This is a genomic window from Hydrogenophaga sp. (assembly GCF_018780385.1).
Classification (GTDB): Bacteria; Pseudomonadota; Gammaproteobacteria; order Burkholderiales; family Burkholderiaceae_C; genus Hydrogenophaga.
The window spans coordinates 1-19,121 of sequence record NZ_JADMJO010000004.1 but is presented as its reverse complement, the minus strand read 5'-3'; the positions used below and the strand labels follow the sequence as shown (position 1 = coordinate 19,121).

Annotated in this window: 18 protein-coding genes and 1 tRNA gene; 9 read left to right on the top strand and 10 right to left on the bottom strand. The window is 64.8% G+C overall.

The genetic code is table 11. From position 1 onward, the window contains the following. Nucleotides 1-3 precede the first annotated feature (3 nt). The 5 genes from IV113_RS04380 (at nt 4) to IV113_RS04360 (ending at nt 4,441) form a co-directional block, all read left to right on the top strand. Nucleotides 4-1,458, top strand: coding sequence for a pitrilysin family protein (locus IV113_RS04380; RefSeq protein WP_291081235.1), 1,455 nt, complete (start codon nt 4-6; stop codon nt 1,456-1,458). 20 nt (nt 1,459-1,478) lie between these two features. Next, nucleotides 1,479-2,828: a pitrilysin family protein gene (locus tag IV113_RS04375; protein WP_291081234.1), complete on the top strand. Its 1,350-nt coding sequence runs from the start codon at nt 1,479-1,481 to the stop codon at nt 2,826-2,828. Between the two features lie 118 nt (nt 2,829-2,946). Beyond that, nucleotides 2,947-3,561 (top strand): 16S rRNA (guanine(966)-N(2))-methyltransferase RsmD, encoded by a 615-nt coding sequence (rsmD, locus tag IV113_RS04370; protein ID WP_291081232.1) that lies wholly within the window; start codon nt 2,947-2,949, stop codon nt 3,559-3,561. A 36-nt stretch (nt 3,562-3,597) separates the two neighbouring features. Then, nucleotides 3,598-4,116, top strand: coding sequence for a pantetheine-phosphate adenylyltransferase (coaD, locus tag IV113_RS04365; protein WP_291081230.1), 519 nt, complete (start codon nt 3,598-3,600; stop codon nt 4,114-4,116). Between the two features lie 16 nt (nt 4,117-4,132). Further along, nucleotides 4,133-4,441: a YfhL family 4Fe-4S dicluster ferredoxin gene (locus tag IV113_RS04360; RefSeq protein ID WP_291081228.1), complete on the top strand. Its 309-nt coding sequence runs from the start codon at nt 4,133-4,135 to the stop codon at nt 4,439-4,441. Here the strand turns inward: IV113_RS04360 and pth are convergent. The 7 genes from pth to IV113_RS04325 all read right to left on the bottom strand — a co-directional run bounded on the left by pth (nt 4,381) and on the right by IV113_RS04325 (nt 10,308). Continuing rightward, on the bottom strand, nt 4,381-5,049 hold the full coding sequence (gene pth / locus IV113_RS04355; RefSeq protein ID WP_291081226.1) for an aminoacyl-tRNA hydrolase: 669 nt from the start codon (nt 5,047-5,049) through the stop codon (nt 4,381-4,383). The genes IV113_RS04360 and pth overlap by 61 nt on opposite strands. Before the next feature lie 90 nt (nt 5,050-5,139). Further along, nucleotides 5,140-5,772 carry a 50S ribosomal protein L25/general stress protein Ctc gene (locus IV113_RS04350; protein WP_291081224.1) on the bottom strand — a complete coding sequence of 211 codons (633 nt, stop codon included), beginning with the start codon at nt 5,770-5,772 and terminating at the stop codon, nt 5,140-5,142. 100 nt (nt 5,773-5,872) lie between these two features. After that, complete coding sequence (locus tag IV113_RS04345) at nt 5,873-6,847, bottom strand: ribose-phosphate pyrophosphokinase (RefSeq protein ID WP_069047428.1); 975 nt, start codon at nt 6,845-6,847, stop codon at nt 5,873-5,875. Nucleotides 6,848-6,947: 100 nt separating this feature from the next. After that, a tRNA-Gln gene (locus IV113_RS04340) sits at nt 6,948-7,024 on the bottom strand. Nucleotides 7,025-7,118: 94 nt separating this feature from the next. Then, on the bottom strand, nt 7,119-8,009 hold the full coding sequence (gene ispE, locus IV113_RS04335) for a 4-(cytidine 5'-diphospho)-2-C-methyl-D-erythritol kinase (protein WP_291081524.1): 891 nt from the start codon (nt 8,007-8,009) through the stop codon (nt 7,119-7,121). 14 nt (nt 8,010-8,023) lie between these two features. Further along, nucleotides 8,024-8,497, bottom strand: a complete 474-nt coding sequence (locus tag IV113_RS04330) for a lipoprotein insertase outer membrane protein LolB (protein WP_291081221.1) — start codon at nt 8,495-8,497, stop codon at nt 8,024-8,026. Continuing rightward, a complete protein-coding gene (locus IV113_RS04325) occupies nt 8,494-10,308 on the bottom strand; it encodes a tetratricopeptide repeat protein (RefSeq protein ID WP_291081219.1) in 1,815 nt (604 codons plus the stop codon). The genes IV113_RS04330 and IV113_RS04325 overlap by 4 nt, the downstream gene beginning before the upstream one ends. Before the next feature lie 91 nt (nt 10,309-10,399). Between IV113_RS04325 and mutM the strand changes: the two genes are divergently transcribed. The 3 genes from mutM (at nt 10,400) to mutY (ending at nt 14,361) form a co-directional block, all read left to right on the top strand. Beyond that, a complete protein-coding gene (gene mutM, locus IV113_RS04320) occupies nt 10,400-11,215 on the top strand; it encodes a bifunctional DNA-formamidopyrimidine glycosylase/DNA-(apurinic or apyrimidinic site) lyase (RefSeq protein WP_291081217.1) in 816 nt (271 codons plus the stop codon). 93 nt (nt 11,216-11,308) lie between these two features. Further along, a complete protein-coding gene (locus tag IV113_RS04315; protein ID WP_291081215.1) occupies nt 11,309-13,252 on the top strand; it encodes a dynamin family protein in 1,944 nt (647 codons plus the stop codon). Further along, a complete protein-coding gene (gene mutY / locus IV113_RS04310; RefSeq protein WP_291081213.1) occupies nt 13,249-14,361 on the top strand; it encodes an A/G-specific adenine glycosylase in 1,113 nt (370 codons plus the stop codon). Before IV113_RS04315 ends, mutY begins: the two co-directional genes overlap by 4 nt. A gap of 7 nt (nt 14,362-14,368) precedes the next feature. Here mutY and rapZ read toward each other — a convergent pair whose 3' ends face one another. From rapZ to IV113_RS04295, 3 genes are read right to left on the bottom strand one after another with little or no spacing between them, the layout of a single operon-like run. Then, nucleotides 14,369-15,292: an RNase adapter RapZ gene (rapZ, locus tag IV113_RS04305; RefSeq protein WP_291081211.1), complete on the bottom strand. Its 924-nt coding sequence runs from the start codon at nt 15,290-15,292 to the stop codon at nt 14,369-14,371. Between the two features lie 14 nt (nt 15,293-15,306). Further along, nucleotides 15,307-16,950 carry a DNA repair protein RecN gene (recN, locus tag IV113_RS04300; RefSeq protein WP_291081209.1) on the bottom strand — a complete coding sequence of 548 codons (1,644 nt, stop codon included), beginning with the start codon at nt 16,948-16,950 and terminating at the stop codon, nt 15,307-15,309. Between the two features lie 44 nt (nt 16,951-16,994). Continuing rightward, nucleotides 16,995-17,912: an NAD kinase gene (locus tag IV113_RS04295; protein WP_291081207.1), complete on the bottom strand. Its 918-nt coding sequence runs from the start codon at nt 17,910-17,912 to the stop codon at nt 16,995-16,997. Nucleotides 17,913-18,006: 94 nt separating this feature from the next. Between IV113_RS04295 and hrcA the strand changes: the two genes are divergently transcribed. Further along, on the top strand, nt 18,007-19,026 hold the full coding sequence (gene hrcA / locus IV113_RS04290; RefSeq protein ID WP_291081205.1) for a heat-inducible transcriptional repressor HrcA: 1,020 nt from the start codon (nt 18,007-18,009) through the stop codon (nt 19,024-19,026). The last annotated feature ends 95 nt before the right edge of the window (nt 19,027-19,121 follow it).

Below are 19,121 nucleotides of genomic sequence, written 5' to 3'. Positions count from 1 at the left end.
TCTATGAAACGCACTCCGAACCTGCCTGACGGGCGCCGCGCCGCACTGTCCATTGCACTGGCTTTCGCGGCCTTCGGGTCGTTTGCACAGTCTTCAACCACCCCCTCCAGCACGCCGGTCGCACACAGCTTCACGCTGTCCAACGGCATGACGTTGATCGTGCGGCCCGACCGGCGCGCGCCCACCGTGGCCCACATGCTGTGGGTGCGGGTGGGCTCCATCGACGAGGTGGACGGCACCTCGGGCGTGGCCCACGTGCTTGAACACATGATGTTCAAGGGTACGCCGGACCTCCAGCCCGGCGAGTTCTCGCGCCGCATCGCTGCCCTGGGCGGACGTGACAACGCCTTCACCAGCCGCGATGCCACGGCCTACCACCAGCAGGTGCCGGCCCAGGCGCTGGAGGCCGTGATGAAGCTCGAGGCCGACCGTTTCGCCAACAACCGGTGGAGCGATGACGAGTTCAAGCGAGAGATCGAGGTGGTGAAGGAAGAACGCCGCCAGCGCACCGAAGAGTCGCCGCGTGCACGCATGTTTGAAGCGATGAACGCCATGGTCTACCAGGCCAGTCCCTACCGCCGACCCATCATCGGCTGGATGAGCGACATCGAGTCGCTCACGCCCGACGACGCACGCGCATTTCACCAGCGCTGGTACACGCCCACCAACGCAGCCGTGGTGATCGCAGGGGACGTGGACGTGGAGCAGACCCGCGCCCTGGCCGAAAAACACTTCGGCCCCATCCCTGCCCGCGCGGTGCCGGCGCGCAAACCGCGCGAAGAGCCGCCGCAGTCCGGTCCCCGCCGCATGGACTACCGCGCCGTGGCCGATCAGGCCGTGGTGGCGTTGGCCTACAAGGTGCCGCAGTGGAACGGTGCCCTCGCGGAAGACGCGACCAACCAGGATGCCCTGGCCTTGACGGTGTTGTCGGCCGTGCTGAATGGCTACAGCGGTGCCCGGCTCGACCGCGCGCTGGTGCAGGGCCAGGGCACGGGGGGCAAGCGCATTGCCGACAGCGCGGGAGCGTCTTACGGCCTCATGGGCCGCGGCCCTCAGATCTTTTCGCTCAGCGCGGTGCCGGCCCGCGGCGTGACTGCCGACATGGCCGCCGCCGCGCTGAAGTCCGAGGTGCAGCGCGTGGCGCGCGAAGGCATCAGCGAAGCCGAGCTGCGCCGCGTCAAGACGCAATGGACCGCGGGTGAGGTCTACAAACTCGACTCGGTCTTCAACCAGGCGCAGGAGCTTGGCAGCTACTGGGTCAACGGCATGGACCTGAACACCGGAGCCCGCTTGATGAGTCGACTGCGCGCGGTGACGGCCGCCCAGGTGCAGTCGGTCGCGCAGCGCTATTTCTCCGACGAGCAGCTCACCACCGCCGTGCTCGTGCCCGTCCCGAACCGCAACGAAGCGTCCGCAGCGCGTCCCATGGTTGATGCACCTCTGGTGAACCCGCAATGAATGTTTTTCCACAACGCGCCGTGACACCTGTCGCCCCAAGGTCCACCCGCATCGCCGTCGTGCTGCTGTCGGTGTGGGTCGCCGGTTGGTTCGGCACCGCGCAGGCGGCCATACCCATCGAGCACTGGACCCATGCCAGCGGCGCGCGGGTCTACCTCGTGGCCAGCCCGTCCATTCCGATGCTGGACGTGCAGCTCGACTTCGACGGTGGCAGCCGGCGCGACCCGGCGGCCCAGGCCGGGCTGGCCAGCGCAACGGCGGGCTTGCTGTCGGATGGTGTGGCCGCGCAGCCGGGCCTGCCCGCGCTGGACGAGAACCAGCTCAGCGAAGCGTGGGTGGACCTCGGCGCGCAGTTCGGTGCCCAGGCCAGTGCAGACCGTTTCACCCTCTCGTTGCGAACCCTGACCGAGCCCGACCTGCTGCAGCGCGCCGTGGCCCTGGCCGCCCGCCAGATCGGTGCGCCCGCCTGGCCGCAAGCCGTGTGGCAACGCGATCGCGAGCGTCTGCTGGCGTCGCTCAAGGAAGCCGAAAACCGTCCAGGCACACGGGCCGGCCGCGCCTTTGCACGAGCGGTTTATGGCACCCATCCGTATGGCTTTCAGCCCGATGCCGCCACCTTCAACGCGATCAATGTGGCCGACATGCAGGCCTTCTACCGCCGCCATGTGGCGGCCTGCCGCGCACAGGTGACGCTGGTGGGCGCGATCGACCGCGCCCAGGCCGACGCCATCGTGGGCCAGTTCATGGCGCCGCTTAAAGCCCACGGTTGCGAGCCGCTGCCTGCGGTGCCCGAGGTTCAGTCGCTGGAACGCGCGATCAACGAGCACCTGCCCTTTGCCGCCGCGCAGGCCCAGGTGGCGATCGGCCAACCCGGCATCGCCCGAAACGACCCCGACTTCTTCCCGCTCTTCGTGGGCAACTACATCCTGGGCGGTGGTGGCTTCGTTTCGCGGCTGACCACCGAAGTGCGCGAGAAGCGCGGGCTGAGCTACAGCGTGTTCAGCTACTTCGCGCCCGGTCGCCACGCGGGGGCCTTCCAGATAGGCCTCACCACGCGCCCCGACCAGGCGGCCCAGGCGGTGGAGGTCTCGCGCAACGTGGTGCGCGAGTTCGTGGAGCAGGGCCCCACCGAGGCCGAACTCAGCGCCGCCAAGGCGTTTTTGGTGAACGGCTTTTCGCTGCGCATCGACAGCAACCGCAAGCTGCTCGACAACGTGGCCAACATCGGCTGGAACGGCCTGCCGCTGGACTACCTCGACACCTGGACGCAGCAGATCGAGCGCGTGAGCGTGGCCGACATCCGGCGGTCGTTTGCCCGGGTGTTGCAGCCGAACCGAATGGTCACGGTGGTGGTGGGGGCAAAACCTTAGGATTCCCCCCGAAGCGCCTTCGGCGCCTCCCCCAGGGGCAACACCTGCGGCCTGGCAGAGCCAGTTCCGCGGTGTTCCTGGGCTGGCGTTGTTTCATGCGTCGCGTAAGCTCACTGCTATGAAAAAACCTCCCGTTACCGCGGCGCGCGCCGTGGCCAGCGCTCCACATGAAATCCGCATCATTGGCGGCCTCTGGAAACGCACGCTGCTGCCCGTGGCCGACCGCCCCGGCCTGCGCCCCACGCCATCGCGCGTGCGCGAAACCCTGTTCAACTGGCTCGGGCAGGACCTCACCGGCCTGCGCTGTGCGGATGCCTTTGCCGGCACCGGTGCGCTGGGGCTGGAAGCCGCCTCGCGCGGCGCGACCGAGGTGGTGCTGGTGGAGCAGGACAGTGCCTTGCTCGCCAACCTCAGCCGCGTCACCACCAAGCTCAAGGCCACGGGCGTGCGTGTGGAACGCGGTGATGGCGTGGCCGCGCTGCGCCAGCGCGCAGGGCAAGGCCTGGACGTGGTGTTTCTCGACCCACCGTTCGCCGATGGGCAGAACGAAGCGCTGGTGCTCTCGGCCCTGACCGCCGCGCGCCAGGCCATCGGTGCCGAAGGACTCGTCTACCTGGAGGCGTCGCGGCCCTGGCTCAATGACGAACTCGCGCAACTCGGCTTGCAGGTGCACCGCCAGGGCAAGGCGGGCGCGGTGGCCTTTCACCTGTTGCGGCCATTGCCTGCGCAGTGAGCGGGCACTGACAGCCCCGCGCGCATAATTCCGACCATGAGTTCCGACCTGTCTCCGCCTTCGAAACAGCCCCGTGTGGCTGTGTACAGCGGCACCTTCGACCCGCTCACCTTGGGTCACGAAGATGTCGCGCGCCGCGCCGCGCTCCTGTTCGACGAGGTGATCATCGCGGTGGCCATCGCGCACCACAAAAAGACGCGCTTCGTCTTGCAGCAGCGGCTGGACATGGCCGCCGAAGCCGCGTCACGCATGCCTGGCCAGGTGCGTGTGCTGCCGTTTGACGGCCTCATCATGGATTTTTGCCGCCAGCAAGGCGCTTGCGCCGTGGTGCGCGGCATCCGCAATCTCACGGACTTTGACTACGAAGCCCAGATGGCTGCGATGAACCGCAAGCTCAACCCGGCTGTGGAGACGGTGTTCCTGCTGCCGCAGGCCGAGCTGCAGTGCATTTCCAGCACGCTGGTGCGCGAGATTTCTCAGTTGGGTGGTGACGTGTCGCAGATGGTGAACGCCCAAGTTGCAGCGAGCCTCAAGCCGGCGCCGCTGCAGGCCTGAGCAAGGACAGATCGCCATGGCCCTGCTCATCACCGACGAATGCATCAACTGCGATGTGTGCGAGCCCGAATGCCCCAATCAGGCCATCTACATGGGCGAGGAGATCTACGAGATCGACCCGTCGCGCTGCACCGAATGTGTGGGCCATTTTGACGAGCCGCAGTGCGTGCAGGTCTGCCCGGTGAGCTGCATTCCGATCCACCCCGACCACATCGAGTCGCGCGAAACGCTCTGGCAGAAGTACCAGCGCTTGCAAAAGGCTGGTCAGCCCTTGTCTGCTGCCGGTGACGAGCCTTCTCCCGGCATCCCCTCAGCGGGCTCCTGATCGGCTTTGGCCGGGCGGGGAGGCTTCGGCCGTGGCGGCTTGCTGGTGTGGATGAGCGCGGTGGCCTTGTCCATTTCCCCGGCGATCAGATGCGGCAAGGCCTTGAGGCAACGATCCAGCGCCTGGGCGATGGCGATGCGGTCGTCCGGCGAAGGCTTCTTCAACACCCAGTTCGCCACCTCGTTCTTGTTGCCCGGGTGGCCAATGCCCACCCGCAGGCGCCAGTAGTCGGGGCTGCCCAGCTGAGCGTGGATGTCACGAAGCCCGTTGTGGCCGGCGTGCCCACCACCCTTCTTGAGCTTCACCTCACCAGGCGGCAGATCCAGCTCGTCGTGAACCACCAGCACTTCCTCGGGCGCGATCTTGAAGAAACGCGCCACCGACGCCACCGACTTGCCCGAGAGGTTCATGAAGGTCTGCGGCTCCACCAGCCAGACGCTCTGGCCCGCAACGTTGGCCCGGGCCACCAGGCCGAAATGACCCCGCTCCATCTGCAGCGAGGTCTTGAGCAGGCGCGCGGCCTCGTCCACCCACCAGAAACCGGCGTTGTGGCGCGTGTGTTCGTAGTCCGGGCCCGGATTGCCCAGGCCGGCGATGAGTTTGATCATGGGATCGGATTATCGGCAGGTATGAAAGGCTGAAAGCAAAACGGCCCGCCAAGGCGGGCCGTTTCAAGGCAGTGATCGTCCGCGGACGGATTACTTCTTCTTGCCTTTGGCAGCGCCCTTTTTGTCGTCGACGGGTGCGGCCACAACAGCCACCACCACGTCTTCGACCGGCTCCACCACGGTGGCGATGGTCAGGTTCTTGCGGCCGTGCATGACGAGCTTGATGCCTTTAGGCAGCTTGATGTCACCGGTGTGGACCGTGCCGCCCTTGACGACTTCGCCCAGGTCAACCGTGATGTTCTCGGGCAGCTGGGTGGCCAGGCACTCGATCTCGATCTCGGTCATCACGTGGTTGATCACGCACTTGTCGGTCTTGACCGCAGGCGAGTTCTCTTCATTGATGAAGTGCAGGGGCACTTTCTTGTGCAGACGGGTCTTGTCGTTCACACGCTGGAAATCCACGTGCAGCACGAGGGGCTTGTACGGGTGGTACTGCACATCGCGCAGCAACACTTTCTGCACCGAGCCAGCCACGTCCATCTCGAGGATCGACGAGTGGAAGGCTTCCTTCTTCAGGGCGTGCCACAGGGCGTTGTGATCGAGCTCGATCGTGGCGGCGGGTGTTTCCCCACCAAAGACGATACCGGGCGTGCGGCCGGTGTTGCGGAGACGGCGGCTCGCACCCGTACCCTGCTTGGCGCGCTCAAAAGCGACGAATTGCATAAATTACTCCTGTGGAGGGGTTCCGCGACCAGAACGCCTCTGTTTCGAAAGAGCGACCCCCACCATGGAGGTCGCCCGCTTTTGTTGCCTTCAGGTCCTCTTAGAAGAGGTTGTCCTGATCGGCAAACAAACTCATCACCGACTCACCCGAGGCAATGCGCGCGATGGTTTCGGCCATCAGCGGTGCCACGGAGAGCTGGCGGATCTTGGCGCAGGCCTGGGCGGCTTGCGACAGGGGAATCGTGTTGGTGACCACCACCTCGTCGAGGGCGTTGCCCTTGGCGATGCGTTCGATGGCCGGGCCAGAAAAGATCGGGTGCGTGCAATACGCGTAGACGTGTTTGGCGCCGCGCTCCTTGAGCACCTCGGCGGCTTTGACCAGCGTGCCGGCGGTGTCGATCATGTCGTCCATGATCACGCAGTTGCGGCCGTCGATGTCGCCGATCACGTGCATGACCTCCGACACATTGGCCTTGGGACGGCGCTTGTCGATGATGGCCATGTCGCAGTTGAGCTGCTTGGCCAGAGCGCGGGCGCGAACCACACCGCCCACGTCGGGCGAAACCACCAGCAGGTCAGGGTAGTTTTTCTGGCGCAGGTCGCCCAGCAACACAGGCGAGGCGTAGATGTTGTCCACCGGGATGTCGAAGAAGCCCTGGATCTGGTCGGCGTGAAGATCCATGGTCAGCACGCGGTTCACGCCCACGGCGGTCAGCATGTTGGCCACCACCTTTGCCGAGATCGGCACGCGGCCGGAACGCGGGCGGCGGTCCTGGCGGGCGTAACCGAAGTAGGGAATGACGGCGGAGATGCTCACGGCCGATGCACGCTTGAGGGCGTCGACCATGATGATGAGTTCCATCAGGTTCTCGTTGGTCGGCGAGCAGGTGGACTGGATCACGAACACGTGGCGCGCGCGCACGTTTTGCGTGATTTCCACGGTGACTTCACCGTCGGAGAAGCGGCCCACATTGGCCGCACCGAGCTGGGTGCCCAGATGCTGTGCGATCTCCGCGGCCAACACCGGATTGGCGTTGCCGGTGAAGATCATGAAATCCGGCGGCTGAACTTGCATGGGGTTCCCAGCTGTTTGAGCGACGGCCCAAAAGGATCGCCGTCAAAAAATGGCCGTTCGTGGAACGGCCGGTTGGGTACGTGATGTGATGAAAACCGGGTGGCAGGGGAGGAAGGACTCGAACCCTCGCATGCTGGAATCAAAATCCAGTGCCTTTACCAACTTGGCGACTCCCCTACGCAGGAGGCCTGTTCAGCGTGAAGCCGGACAGACCACCGAAAAAACTGTCGCAGGTTGCGCAACCACTGCCTGGGCTGAACGCTTGCCGATTCTAATCGGAGCACCAGTCGAGCAATGGATGGACATCCATGTTGCTGCATTCACGAACCGTCCAGTCGCCAGGGGCGGTGGTCAGTTGCATGGGCTGCGGCATCTGCGCAAACACCGCCGTACCCGATCCGGTCATGCGCCCCTGCAAACCCTGGTCTTGCAACCACTGTATGCAGCGTCCCACATCGGGACACAGCGCCTGCGCCACGGGTTGAAGATCGTTGTGTCCGAAAGCCAGGATTTTCTGGATATCGATCACCCCAATTGCTCGGGCATCTTCTCGCGAGTCGTTTGCAGCAAAGCCTTGGATTGTAGCAGTTTTTGTGTCCCGTTTGAGATCCGGTGAGCTGAAGATGTGCTGTGTTGATGCCCCACCAGGAGGCTTCACCACCACAAACCGTGCCTTGGGCAGTTGCACCGGGGTGAGTTGCTCGCCCACGCCTTCGACCCAGGCGTGGTGTCCACCAATGAAGAAAGGCACGTCGGCGCCCAGTTTCAAACCGATGGTCGCGAGTTGTTGCCGACTCAATCCCAAGCCCCAGAGGCGGTTGAGTGCAAGCAACGTGGTGGCTGCATCCGACGATCCACCGCCCATGCCGGCTTCGGCGGGCAGGTGTTTCTCCAGCCCGATATGCACCCCGTGAGCGCAAGCGGTGGCGGCTTGCAGAGCCCGCGCCGCACGCATCGAGAGGTCGTCGGTCGGCAGTGTCATCGGTGTGAGGTCTTCCCGACTGATGGCACCGTCGGGTCGCAATTCAAAGTGCAGGCGGTCGCTCCAGTCGATGAGCATGAAGATCGATTGCAGCAGGTGGTAGCCATCGTCGCGCCGGCCGGTGATATGGAGAAACAGGTTGAGCTTGGCGGGCGCCGGCACGTCCAGCAAGCGCCGCAAGGTCGTTCCCCGGCTCATGGCTGCACGACGACCCGAAGCTCGGCTGCGGGAGGCGGTGACAGCCGGCGCGCCGTGATGCGGCCTTCAGGTTGCCGGGCCAGGTCGGCCTGCCAGCCCGGCACATCGTCTGTCCGGCCGCGCAGCCAACCGAACAGGGCGGCCACCGGCACGGGCGTGCCACTGAGTTCGGTGGTGAGTTCGTCCAGGCTGCCACGTCGCGTGACCTGACCTCCCTGGCGCAGTTCGGCGCTCCCGGGCGACCACACCACCGTGGCCAACGAAGTTCCCAGGGGCGTCGTGAGTTGTAGTTCGCCGGCAGCCGGTGAACCGCGCAAATCGAAGCTGACCGAAAACGACTGTGGCGGATCGCTCTGCACGGTCATGGCCAAGCGGCCACTCCAGGTTTCTTCGCCCGGCAGGGCGGCGCGCTGGGGGGTTGCGCAAGCCGACAGCAGGGCCACGACGACCAGCAGCGCAGCCCACCTCATGGCTTGACGCGCAGGCGCTTGAGCGTTCCTTGCAAGGTCTCGTTGTCTGCTGACAGCATCAAGCCTTCGCGCCAGATCTTGAGCGCCTGGTCGCGCTGGCCTTGTGACCACAGCACTTCACCCAGGTGCGCCGCGATTTCCGGGTCGGGTCGTTTGCCGTAGGCGGCCTGGAGGATGTCGAGTGCACGCGCCGTGTTGCCCAAGCGGAATTCGACCCAACCCAGGCTGTCCTGAATATAGGCATCGCCCGGTGCCAGTTCCACGGCTTTCTCGATCAGCTTTTTGGCTTCTGGCAGGCGCACATTGCGCTCGGCCAGTGAATAGCCCAAAGCGTTGTAGGCGTGGTGAAAATCGGGCTTGGCGGCGATCAAGGCGCGCAACAGCACTTCCATGTCGGCGGGCTTGCCGGCTTTCTCCGCCATCATGGCCTGGTCATAGCGCAGATCGGCCACATCGGGGAAGCGGGCGACCGCTTCGCCATAGACCTCATAGGCCTCTTTCCAGGCCTTGAAGTCGCGCAGCAACTGGGCTTCGGCCACCAGCTTCAGGCGTGCGTCGTCAGGAGTGCGCTCGGGTTGGCTGCGCAGCAGGGCTCGGGCTTGCGGCATCTGGCCTTGCCGGGCCAGCAGCGACGCACGGCGCATCTGAGCCGCCATGATGTCGTCGGCGTTTTCAATGCGGTCCAGCCAGGCGGTGGCGGCCGGGAAATCCTGCCGTTTTTCGGCGATCTGCGCCATCATCAAATAGGCTTGCGTGAGGCCACGGGCAGAACGCTCGTCGCCCGCCTGCCGGGCCAGCACCATGTACTTTTCCAGCGATGCAATGGCTGCAGGCAGGGCGTTTTCCTGTAGTTGCAGTGAGCCGAGCAACAGCCAGGGTTCGGCCTGGTCGGGCTGGCGGGTCGTCAGCTTTTCGAGTTGGACACGTGCTTCCTGGTTGCGCTGCGTGTCCAGCAGGATGCGTGCATACGCGAGGGCGACAGCGGTGTCGGCCGATGTGGTGATGCTGCTGGCGCTGAGCTGCTGCTGCACGATGGGCTCGGCCGACTGCTCGCCGCGTTCCATGAGTTCGAGCGCGAGCAGCGCGGGAAAGGGAGACGCCGGCTCTGCGGTGTGGCCCAGACGGGCCGAGACCAGCGCTTCAGGCAACTGGTCTTGCGCCAGATACATGCGACCCACCGAGGTGAATGCCGTGGCTGCATGCGGGGGTTGCTTGAGGTAGGGGCCCAAGGCTTCTCGCACGACCGCAGCGGCCTGCACCTTGTCCGTCACGCGGGAAAACGTCTGGGGAATGGCGTTGATGGTGTCGTTGCGTTCCGCTGTGCTGACATCGTTGAGGATGGTTTGCAGCACGGGCCCGGTTTCACTGACGCGGTTAAGGGCCAGCAGGATTTGCAGCACGAACCGGTTGGCCTCAGAGCTGCCGGGGATTTCCTGCGACCAGGCGCGCGCCGCGGTCAGCGCCGCCTCACCCGAGCGCGCTTGCAGCGCCACTTCGACTGCACGGCGATAGAGCAGGGGGTCACGCTGCTTGCGGGCCGCATCCAGGATGAAGGAGTAGCCCGTTCCGGGCTCGCCAGCACGCACATTGAGTTCACCGAGCAGCAGTTGGTAGAACAGTGGAGCGTTCAGTGCCGAATTGAGGACCTCTCCGGGGTCCGGTGCCGTGGCTGGCGCTTGCGCAGGTGCGGTCGGGGTAGGTTGCGCCACGGCACCCCAGAAGCAGCTGGCCAATGCGACAGCCAGTGCGGACTTGCGCACAAGCCCGGCATGCTGGGTGGACGGGCCTGCGATGCGGTGCAAGGTATTCATCGGGTCATGATAATGGAAGGTTTTCGGGGCGCAGGGGTCTGATCGGAAGACCGCACAAGCGTTCCGGATGCCCTGAAGAAAATACCGATCCATGCCCGAACTCCCCGAAGTTGAAGTCACCCGGCGCAGCTTTGCCGACCGCATCGCGGGAGCTTCGATCCTGCGCCTGGAGATGGGCAAGCCGTTGCGCTGGCCTTTGGGCTGCGAAGTGAGCGCTCTGGAGGGTCGTTCTGTACGCTCGGTCACCCGCCGGGGCAAATACCTGTTGCTCAACCTGGATGAAGGGCACCTGCTGCTTCACCTGGGCATGTCGGGCAGCGTGCAGTTTGCGCAGGTGCTGCCGCCCCGGGGCAATCACGATCACTTTGAGTTGCTGACCAGCCGCGGGACATTGCGTCTGCACGACCCGCGTCGTTTTGGCGCGGTGGTCTACGCCCAGGCGCTGGACGTCGCGCCGGCGGCCAAGCTGCTGGGCGGCCTGGGTGTGGAGCCGCTTGAAGCTGGCTTTGACCCCCTGGTTTTCCACCGGGCCCTGCAGTTGCGTCGATCAGCGATCAAACAGGTGCTGCTGGCTGGTGACATCGTGGTGGGCGTGGGCAACATCTATGCGTCAGAGGCCTTGTTCATGGCGGGTATTCGCCCCACCTTGCGCGCCGATCGACTGAGCAAACCACGCGCCCTGCGTCTGCACGCCGCGATCGTTCAGGTGCTCATGCGCGCAGTGGCACTGGGTGGCAGCACTTTGCGCGACTTCTCCAGCGCCGAAGGCCAGTCGGGCTACTTCCAGCTGGATGCCATGGTCTACGGTCGGCAAGGGCAACCCTGCAGGGTATGTGGTACACCCGTCAAGGCCATTCGCCAGGGGCAGCGATCGACGTTTTTTTGCACCACTTGCCAGAAAGCTTGATCCGTTGACCGGCCCGGCTGTCGGGCGCGCAGGCCGCCCGGTTTTGCGAGGGAGGCCGATGCTATATTGACCAGTGGTTACAACATCAGACCTATGAGTTTCAATCAGGAATTTGATCAACATGGCGTGTGGCGCAAGCAGTTTGCCTTGCGTTTGCGCTTGCTCGCCGAGTGGCTGACCGATCACGACCTGATGGAGCCTGGCATCCGCGAACGTCTGGATGGTCTGCATGCGCAGGTCAAGAACGACAAGATCATGGTGGCCTTCGTGGCCGAGTTCTCGCGCGGGAAATCGGAGCTGATCAACGCGGTGTTTTTTGCCGGCTATGGGCGTCGCATCATGCCCGCGAGCGCCGGTCGCACCACCATGTGTCCCACCGAGTTGGGCTACGACGCTGAAGTGCCCCCTTGCCTTCGGCTGTTGCCCATCGAGACCCGCTTGCAACCGCTGTCGTTGCTGGATTGGCGCAATGCGCCCGACAAGTGGGAGCGGATTGACCTGGACGTGAACGATCCCAAGCAGCTCGCCCGTGCGATCCAGAAGGTGGCCGAGGTTCGCCGTGTCACGCAGGACGAAGCGCGTGGCCTGGGTTTCTGGAGCGATGAAACGCCCGATGACAACCCGCTGGCCGCAGCCGATGGCACGGTGGAAGTGCCCAAGTGGCGCCATGCCTTGATCAACATGGCGCATCCGTTGCTCAAGCAGGGCCTGGTGATTCTGGACACGCCCGGGCTCAATGCGATCGGTGCCGAACCCGAGCTGACCGTCAGCCTGCTGCCCCAAGCGCAGGCGGTGGTGTTCATTCTCGCGGCCGACACCGGCGTGACCAAATCCGACCTCACCATCTGGCGCCAGCATCTGTCGGTGCTGGGCGAGGGCAAGGAGTCGCGCCTGGTTGTGCTGAACAAGATCGACACGATGTGGGACGCGCTGAGCTCGCCCGAGCAAGTTCAGTTGCAGATCGCATCGCAGCGCACCGACTCGGCCGAGATTCTCGGACTCTCGCCGCGCCAGGTGCTGGCGGTGTCCGCCCAGAAGGGCCTGCTGGCCAAAGTCAATCGCGACCAGAAGCTGCTCGAAGCGAGCAATCTCATGGAACTCGAAACGGCGTTGGGTGTGGACCTGCTGGGTCAGCGGCGCAAGATCCTGAGCGCGGCCGTGGCCACCGGCATCCAGTCGTTGCGGGTGGAGACCACGCGCATGGTGCACACCCGCTCACGCGACCTGGTGGAACAGATTCAGGAACTGGAAGGATTGCGAGGCAAGAACGCCGGCGTGATCAAGCAGATGCGCTTGCGTATCGAGCAGGAGCAGGCCGACTTCGATGCCAGCGGCGCCAAGATCCAGGCGGTGCGTTCGGTCCACCTGCGCCTGCTCAAGGACCTCTTTGCCATGTTGAGCGCCACGCACCTCAAGTCCGAGGTGTCGGTGTTGTCCAAGGCGCTTCGACAGCCAGGCATCAAGCTCGGCGTGCGCCGCGCCTACGACCACACGTTTGACCGGCTGCGCGCCGACATGTCCAAGGCCGATGGCATGGCGGGCGATATTCAGTCCATGCTGGAAGGCAGCTTCAAGAGCCTGAACGCCGAGTACGGCTTCTCGTTGCAGGCGCCCACGCCGCCACAGTTGGCCCAGTACATCAAAGATCTCGATCTGATCGAGAAAAGCCATCTCCAGTACCTGAGTCTGGGCAATGCACTCAAGCTGGCGCAGCCCGAATTTGCGGAGCGCCTGGCGCGTGCGCTGATGAGCCGTTTGCGCGTGGTGTACGACACCGCGGTCAACGAGGTGGAGCTGTGGAACAAGTCGGCCGCGGCTCAACTGGACGCCCAGTTGCGCGAGCGCCGCCGCAATTTCACCCGGCGGATTGAAGCGGTCTCGCGCATCCAGCAAGCCGCCGGTGGGCTCGACGAGCGCATCCGCGAATTGCAGACCCATCAAAACAAGCTCAACCTGCTCGATGCCAAGTTGTCCGAGCTGACCGACCACTTGCTGGCCGCGCCCGAAGAAGAGTCCGCCGAAGCCCTGGCGGCATGAGCCGTGTCGTCGGCCCGCATGCCGATCTGCCTCCCACTTTTGCGCCTCTGCTGATCGATTGGCAACGCCGCGCCGGGCGCAGCGGCCTGCCTTGGCAGGGCATTCGCGATCCTTATCGTGTGTGGTTGTCCGAGGTGATGCTGCAGCAGACCCAGGTGAGCACCGTGCTGGGCTACTACGCGCGTTTCCTGGATCGCTTTCCCGACGTGCGCGCTTTGGCCGCCGCTGAAGCCGACGAGGTCATGGCCTTGTGGAGCGGCCTGGGCTACTACAGCCGTGCGCGCAATCTGCACCGCTGTGCCCAGACGGTGGTGAGCAGCCGCGGCGGTGAGTTTCCTTCTACGGCCGCAGGGCTTGAAACGCTGCCGGGCATCGGTGCTTCCACCGCGGCCGCCATTGCATCGTTCTGTTTTGGTGAACGCGTGTCCATCGTCGATGGCAATGTGCGCAGGGTGCTGACGCGGGTGCTCGCGTTTGAGGGTGATCTGGCGCAGACAGCACCTCAGCGAGCGTTGTGGGACATCGCGCAGGCCCTGTTGCCGATCGACCCTTCTGCAGACGACATGACGGCCTACACGCAGGGGCTCATGGATCTGGGGGCAACCGTGTGCACGCGCAGTCGCCCGGTCTGCGGGCAATGCCCGATGCAGGGCATCTGCCAGGGGCACCAATCCGGTGAGCCGCAGCGTTTTCCCGTCAAGACCCGCACCCTCAAGCGCAGGCATGAGAGCTGGTGGTTGCTGCTGTTGCGCCTGGGCGGCGAGCGCAATCGCTTCTGGCTGCAGCGCCGACCGGGCAGTGGCATCTGGGCGGGTTTGTTCTGCCCACCGGTCTATGAGAGTGAAGACATGGCCCGCATGGCGCTGCCGCCCGGCTGGTTGGGTGGCCTCGTGCCACTGGACGCGGTGAGCCATAGCCTGACGCACCGAGAACTCCGCTTGCATCCCTTGTTGCTGGAACTGGATGACGAGCCGCAGCCGGCAGACATGCCGGAAGGTCAGTGGGTAGACGCTGAGATACTGGCCCAACACGGGCTGCCCGCGCCCGTCAAGTTGTTGCTGCAGCGCTTGCTGGAGCCCGACCTGTTTGCGCCAGCGAAGAGCCGCTGAAGCGGAATCAGCCCGGCTCGGCGTGCGCTGCCGGCGCGGCGGGCCAGGCGTCCGCTTCGCGGTGGCGTATCCGTGTGGACCATTCGACGGCGAACGCACGAGCGAGTTGCTCCACGAGATACACCGAGCGGTGCTGCCCGCCCGTGCAGCCGATGGCCACGGTCACATAGCTGCGGTGGTCGCGCAGCATCTGGGGCAGCCAGTGCTTGAGGAAATCGGTGATCTGTTGCTCCATCTGCCGCACTTCGATCTGCGCGGCCAGGTAGGCTGCCACCGGCTCGTCGCGCCCGGTCAGGGGCTTGAGTTCGGGCTCGTAATGTGGATTGGCGAGCATGCGCACATCAAAGACAAAGTCGGCGTCCATGGGGATGCCGCGCTTGAACGCGAACGACTCAAACACCAGCGTGAGCGGTGCCTGCGTGGCACCCAGCAGGTCCTTGATCTGGCTGCGCAGGTGTGTGGGACGGATCAGGCTGGTGTCGAGCACCAGTGCCTGGTCCCGCAATTCAGCGAGCAACTCGCGCTCCTGCTCGATGGCATCGGTCAGGGCTCGGTGCTGGTCGTTGAACTGCTTGAGCGACAGCGGATGCAGCCGTCTCGTCTCTGAAAACCGGCGCACGAGCGTGTCGGTGGTCGCGTCGAGAAACACGGTGGTGAGGTTCACCGGACGCTGGGCGTGGCGCTGCAACTGCGCCAGCCGCTTGGGCAGGCCCGGCAGCGAGCCCGCGCTGCGCACATCCATGGCGATGGCCACCTTGCTGGCCTTGTGGCTCTGTTCCAGTTCGATGAAGGATTCGAGCAACTCGGGCGGCAGGTTGTCCACGCAGTAGAAACCCACGTCTTCCAACGCGGTGAGCGCCACCGATTTGCCAGAGCCGGACATGCCGGTGATCAACACCAGGTGGATCGGCGTTTCGTTGGGTGAAGACATGGCGGTTGGAGCGATCAAGCCGACAGGAGTTCGCGAGCGTGAGCCAGAGAGATCTCCGACTTCTCGCTGCCACCGAGCATGCGTGCGAGTTCGATCACCCGCGACTCGTGCTCGATGGGCACCACCGTGCTCAGGGTTTGCCGTCCAACCATCTGCTTGCTCACCAGCAAGTGGTGATCGGCGCAGGCTGCGACCTGGGGCAGGTGGGTCACGGCCAGCACCTGGCGGTCGCGCCCGAGCTGGCGCAGCAACTGGCCCACGGTGTGCGCCACGGCGCCGCCGATCCCCGAGTCCACCTCGTCGAAGATGAGCGTGGGTGCCTGCCCCAGCCGGCTGGTGACCACCGATATCGCCAGCGCGATGCGCGAGAGTTCACCACCCGAGGCCACCTTGCCCACGGGCTTGGGTGTGGTGCCAGCATGGCCCGCGACGCGAAATTCAACCTGCTCCCAGCCGTGGGCCTGGGGGTCGTCCAGGCGTTGCAACGCCACTTCAAACACACCGCCCTGCATGCCCAGGGTCTGCATGCTCTGAGTGACCGCCCTGGACAGCTTGGGCGCTGCCTTCTGGCGTTCCTTGGTGATGGTTTGCAACTCGGCGTTGAAGGCTTTCCAGGCCGAGCGCTCGGCTTGCTGCAGTGCGTCGAGGTCCAGCGCCTGATCGATTGCGGCCAGTTCGCTTTTCCATTGCGCGAGCACCTCGGCCAGTTCGTCGGGACTGCGGCGGTAGCGCCGGGCCAACGACACCCATTGCGCGAGACGTTGATCCAGCGCGTCCAGGCTGGCCGGGTCCAGGTCGGTGTGGCGCGCGTACTGATGCAGGTTGTGCACGGTGTCCTGCACTTGCGCCAACCCGGCCTCCAGTGCCGCGATCGCGTCCGCAAACCGGGGCTCGATGTGCGCCTGAGCCTGAAGAGCCGCGAGCGCGCGGTGGATCAGTGCCGCCGCGTTCGACTCCTCGCCGTCCAGTGCGGTGACAGCTGCTTGCGCGGCGTCCAGCAGGCCCTGCGCATTGGCCAGGCGGCTGTGCTGCGCATTCAGGTCTTCCCATTCACCAGGCAGCGGCGTGAGTTTGTCGAGTTCGGCGATCTGCCAGGAAAGGCGCTCGCTTTCCTGCTGGAGCGTGTTCTGCTTCTCGGTCGCGTTGTCCAGGGCCTTGCGTTTGTGACGCCATTGAGCCCAGGCCTGGGTGGCGCCGGTGGTGTCGATGCCGGCGTAGGCGTCGAGCAGGTCGCGCACGGCTTCCGCACGCGTGAGGCTCTGCCAGGCATGTTGGCCGTGGATATCGACCAGGCCGTCGGCCAGGGCCTTGAGCTGCGCCATCGTGGCTGCGCTGCCATTGATCCAGGCGCGGCTGCGGCCCTCGGTGTCCACTGTGCGGCGCAACAGCAGGCCGTCTTCAACCGGAAAACCTTGTTCTTCCAACCAGGGGGTGAGTGAAGCGGGCGCGTCGAACTCGGCAGCGATCTCGCAGCGCGCAGCGCCTTCGCGCACCACACCACTTTCGGCCCGCGCGCCCAGCGCCAGTTGCAGCGCGTCGATCAGGATGGACTTGCCCGCACCGGTCTCGCCGGTGAGCACGCCAAAGCCCTGGCCCAGTTCCAGGTCGAGGGACTGCACGATGACGAAGTCGCGCAGGGCGATGCGGCGGAGGCTCATGATGGGTGTCGGGCGTTGTGGACAGGCGGGATTTTGACGGGTCCTCAGACCCCTTCGTTCCAGTGCAGCTTTTTGCGCAAGGTGTCGAAGTAGCTCCATCCCACCGGGTGCAGCAGGCGCAAGGCGTGTTCGGAGCGGCGCACCACGATGCGGTCCCCGTGCAGCAAGCTGGTGAAGGACTGCATGTCGAAATTGGCGCTGGCCTCCTTGCCCGAGACGATCTCCACGGCAATCTCGCTGTGACCGGGCAACACCACGGGCCGGTTTGACAAGGTGTGCGGCGCGATCGGAACCATGAGCCAGCCGCCAATGGCCGGGTGCAGCAGTGGGCCCCCCGCCGACAGGGCGTAAGCGGTCGAACCGGTGGGCGAGGCAATGATCAAGCCGTCCGCGCGTTGGTTGGCCACGAAATGCCCGTCCACCTCCACCCGCAGTTCGATCATGCTGGCGGCGCCACCTCGGTTGACCACCACGTCGTTGAGTGCGGTGGCCTCGAACACGCAGAGGCCATCGCGCCACACGCTGGCGGCCATGAGCGAACGTGGATCGTCCTCAAACGAGCCGCGCAGGATGGGGCGCAGCTTGGCGCGGAAATCTTCAAAAGGAATGTCGGTGATGAACCCGAGGCGTCCCTGGTTGATGCCCACCAGCGGCACACCGAAGCGCGCCAGTTGGCGACCAATGCCCAGCATGGTGCCGTCGCCTCCCACCACCAGGGCCAGATCGCAGTGCTGGCCCATCTCCGGTACCGAGAGCGCGGGGTATTGGGTCAGGCTGGTGTTGAGGGAAGTTTCCTGCTCCAGCGACACGTCGCAGCCTTCGTCGTGCAGGAAGCGCGCGATCTCGTCGACCGCGTCGCGCGACCCAGGTGCATGGTATTTGCCGACGATACCCACATGCGAGAAGCGCAAGGGTCGGTCCGATCGGGTGGGGGTGGACCGTGTGTCGGGGGGCATGCTCATGCGCAAATTACAACATAGCCCGTCTGTGGTGGATTGCCCGAAAACCCTCGCTTGCGAACGGTACCAGGCGGTGGTCTCTCCTTAAAATGAAGCGATGTTGGACGACCGCGCGAAGTTGCTGCTCAAAACTCTTGTCGAGCGATACATCGCCGACGGCCAGCCCGTGGGCTCGCGCACCCTGGCGCGCGCCGCTGGCATGGAGCTCTCGCCAGCCACCATCCGCAACGTGATGAGCGATCTGGAAGAGCTCGGCCTGATCGCCAGCCCGCACACCTCGGCCGGCCGCATTCCAACCGCGCGTGGCTATCGCATGTTTGTTGACACCATGCTCACCGTGCGCCGCGAAGGACTTTCGCCCGTGAGCGAGATGACGGCGCCAGGCATCGAGGCCGGCCAGCCGCACCGTGTCATCAGCCACGCGGCCAACATGCTGTCCAGCCTGTCGCAGTTCGTGGGCGTCATCACAGCCCCGCGCCGCGCCTCGGTGTTTCGCCACATTGAATTCCTGAGTCTGTCGGACCGCCGGGTGCTGGTGATCATCGTCTCGCCCGAGGGCGAGGTACAGAACCGCATCATCCACACCCAGGCCACGTTCACCCAGTCGCAGTTGCTTGAAGCCGCCAATTTTCTCAACAGCCACTATTCCGGCCTGACCATGGAGGCCGTGCGCGAACGGTTGAAGAATGAGGTCGACGCTTTGCGCGGTGAGATTGCCGATCTCATGAAGGCGGCGGTGGACATCGGTGCCGAGGGTGACTCGGCGCAAGACGAGGTGGTGGTGTCGGGCGAGCGCAACCTGCTCTCGGTGAGTGAGTTTTCCAGTGACATGGGCAACCTGCGCCGCATGTTCGATCTGTTCGAGCAAAAGACCCAGCTGATTCGTCTGCTCGATGTGTCGGCCCAGGCCGATGGCGTGCGCATCTACATCGGTGGTGAAAGCCAGGTCGTGCCGTACGAAGATCTGTCGGTGGTCACAGCCCCCTACGAGGTCGACGGCCAGATCGTCGGCACGCTGGGCGTGATCGGCCCCCAGCGCATGCCTTACGAACGCATGATCCAGATCGTTGATGTGACCGCCAAGCTGGTGGGCAACGCGCTGAGCCACAACAAGTAGAGGTTCGCCGGAGTCCGGCCCCTACAATCCCGGCTGTTGTCGGGCCGTTAGCTCAGTTGGTTAGAGCAGAGGACTCATAATCCTTTGGTCGTTGG

Excerpts from the sequence above, each read along its gene's own strand:
- IV113_RS04380 (WP_291081235.1), top strand. The coding sequence starts at position 4 with ATGAAACGCACTCCGAACCTGCCTGACGGGCGCCGCGCCGCACTGTCC.
- rsmD (WP_291081232.1), top strand. The coding sequence starts at position 2,947 with ATGAAAAAACCTCCCGTTACCGCGGCGCGCGCCGTGGCCAGCGCTCCA.
- coaD (WP_291081230.1), top strand. The coding sequence starts at position 3,598 with ATGAGTTCCGACCTGTCTCCGCCTTCGAAACAGCCCCGTGTGGCTGTG.
- IV113_RS04360 (WP_291081228.1), top strand. The coding sequence starts at position 4,133 with ATGGCCCTGCTCATCACCGACGAATGCATCAACTGCGATGTGTGCGAG.
- pth (WP_291081226.1), bottom strand. The coding sequence starts at position 5,049 with ATGATCAAACTCATCGCCGGCCTGGGCAATCCGGGCCCGGACTACGAA.
- IV113_RS04350 (WP_291081224.1), bottom strand. The coding sequence starts at position 5,772 with ATGCAATTCGTCGCTTTTGAGCGCGCCAAGCAGGGTACGGGTGCGAGC.
- IV113_RS04345 (WP_069047428.1), bottom strand. The coding sequence starts at position 6,847 with ATGCAAGTTCAGCCGCCGGATTTCATGATCTTCACCGGCAACGCCAAT.
- IV113_RS04330 (WP_291081221.1), bottom strand. The coding sequence starts at position 8,497 with ATGAGGTGGGCTGCGCTGCTGGTCGTCGTGGCCCTGCTGTCGGCTTGC.
- IV113_RS04325 (WP_291081219.1), bottom strand. The coding sequence starts at position 10,308 with ATGAATACCTTGCACCGCATCGCAGGCCCGTCCACCCAGCATGCCGGG.
- mutM (WP_291081217.1), top strand. The coding sequence starts at position 10,400 with ATGCCCGAACTCCCCGAAGTTGAAGTCACCCGGCGCAGCTTTGCCGAC.
- IV113_RS04315 (WP_291081215.1), top strand. The coding sequence starts at position 11,309 with ATGAGTTTCAATCAGGAATTTGATCAACATGGCGTGTGGCGCAAGCAG.
- mutY (WP_291081213.1), top strand. The coding sequence starts at position 13,249 with ATGAGCCGTGTCGTCGGCCCGCATGCCGATCTGCCTCCCACTTTTGCG.
- rapZ (WP_291081211.1), bottom strand. The coding sequence starts at position 15,292 with ATGTCTTCACCCAACGAAACGCCGATCCACCTGGTGTTGATCACCGGC.
- recN (WP_291081209.1), bottom strand. The coding sequence starts at position 16,950 with ATGAGCCTCCGCCGCATCGCCCTGCGCGACTTCGTCATCGTGCAGTCC.
- IV113_RS04295 (WP_291081207.1), bottom strand. The coding sequence starts at position 17,912 with ATGAGCATGCCCCCCGACACACGGTCCACCCCCACCCGATCGGACCGA.
- hrcA (WP_291081205.1), top strand. The coding sequence starts at position 18,007 with ATGTTGGACGACCGCGCGAAGTTGCTGCTCAAAACTCTTGTCGAGCGA.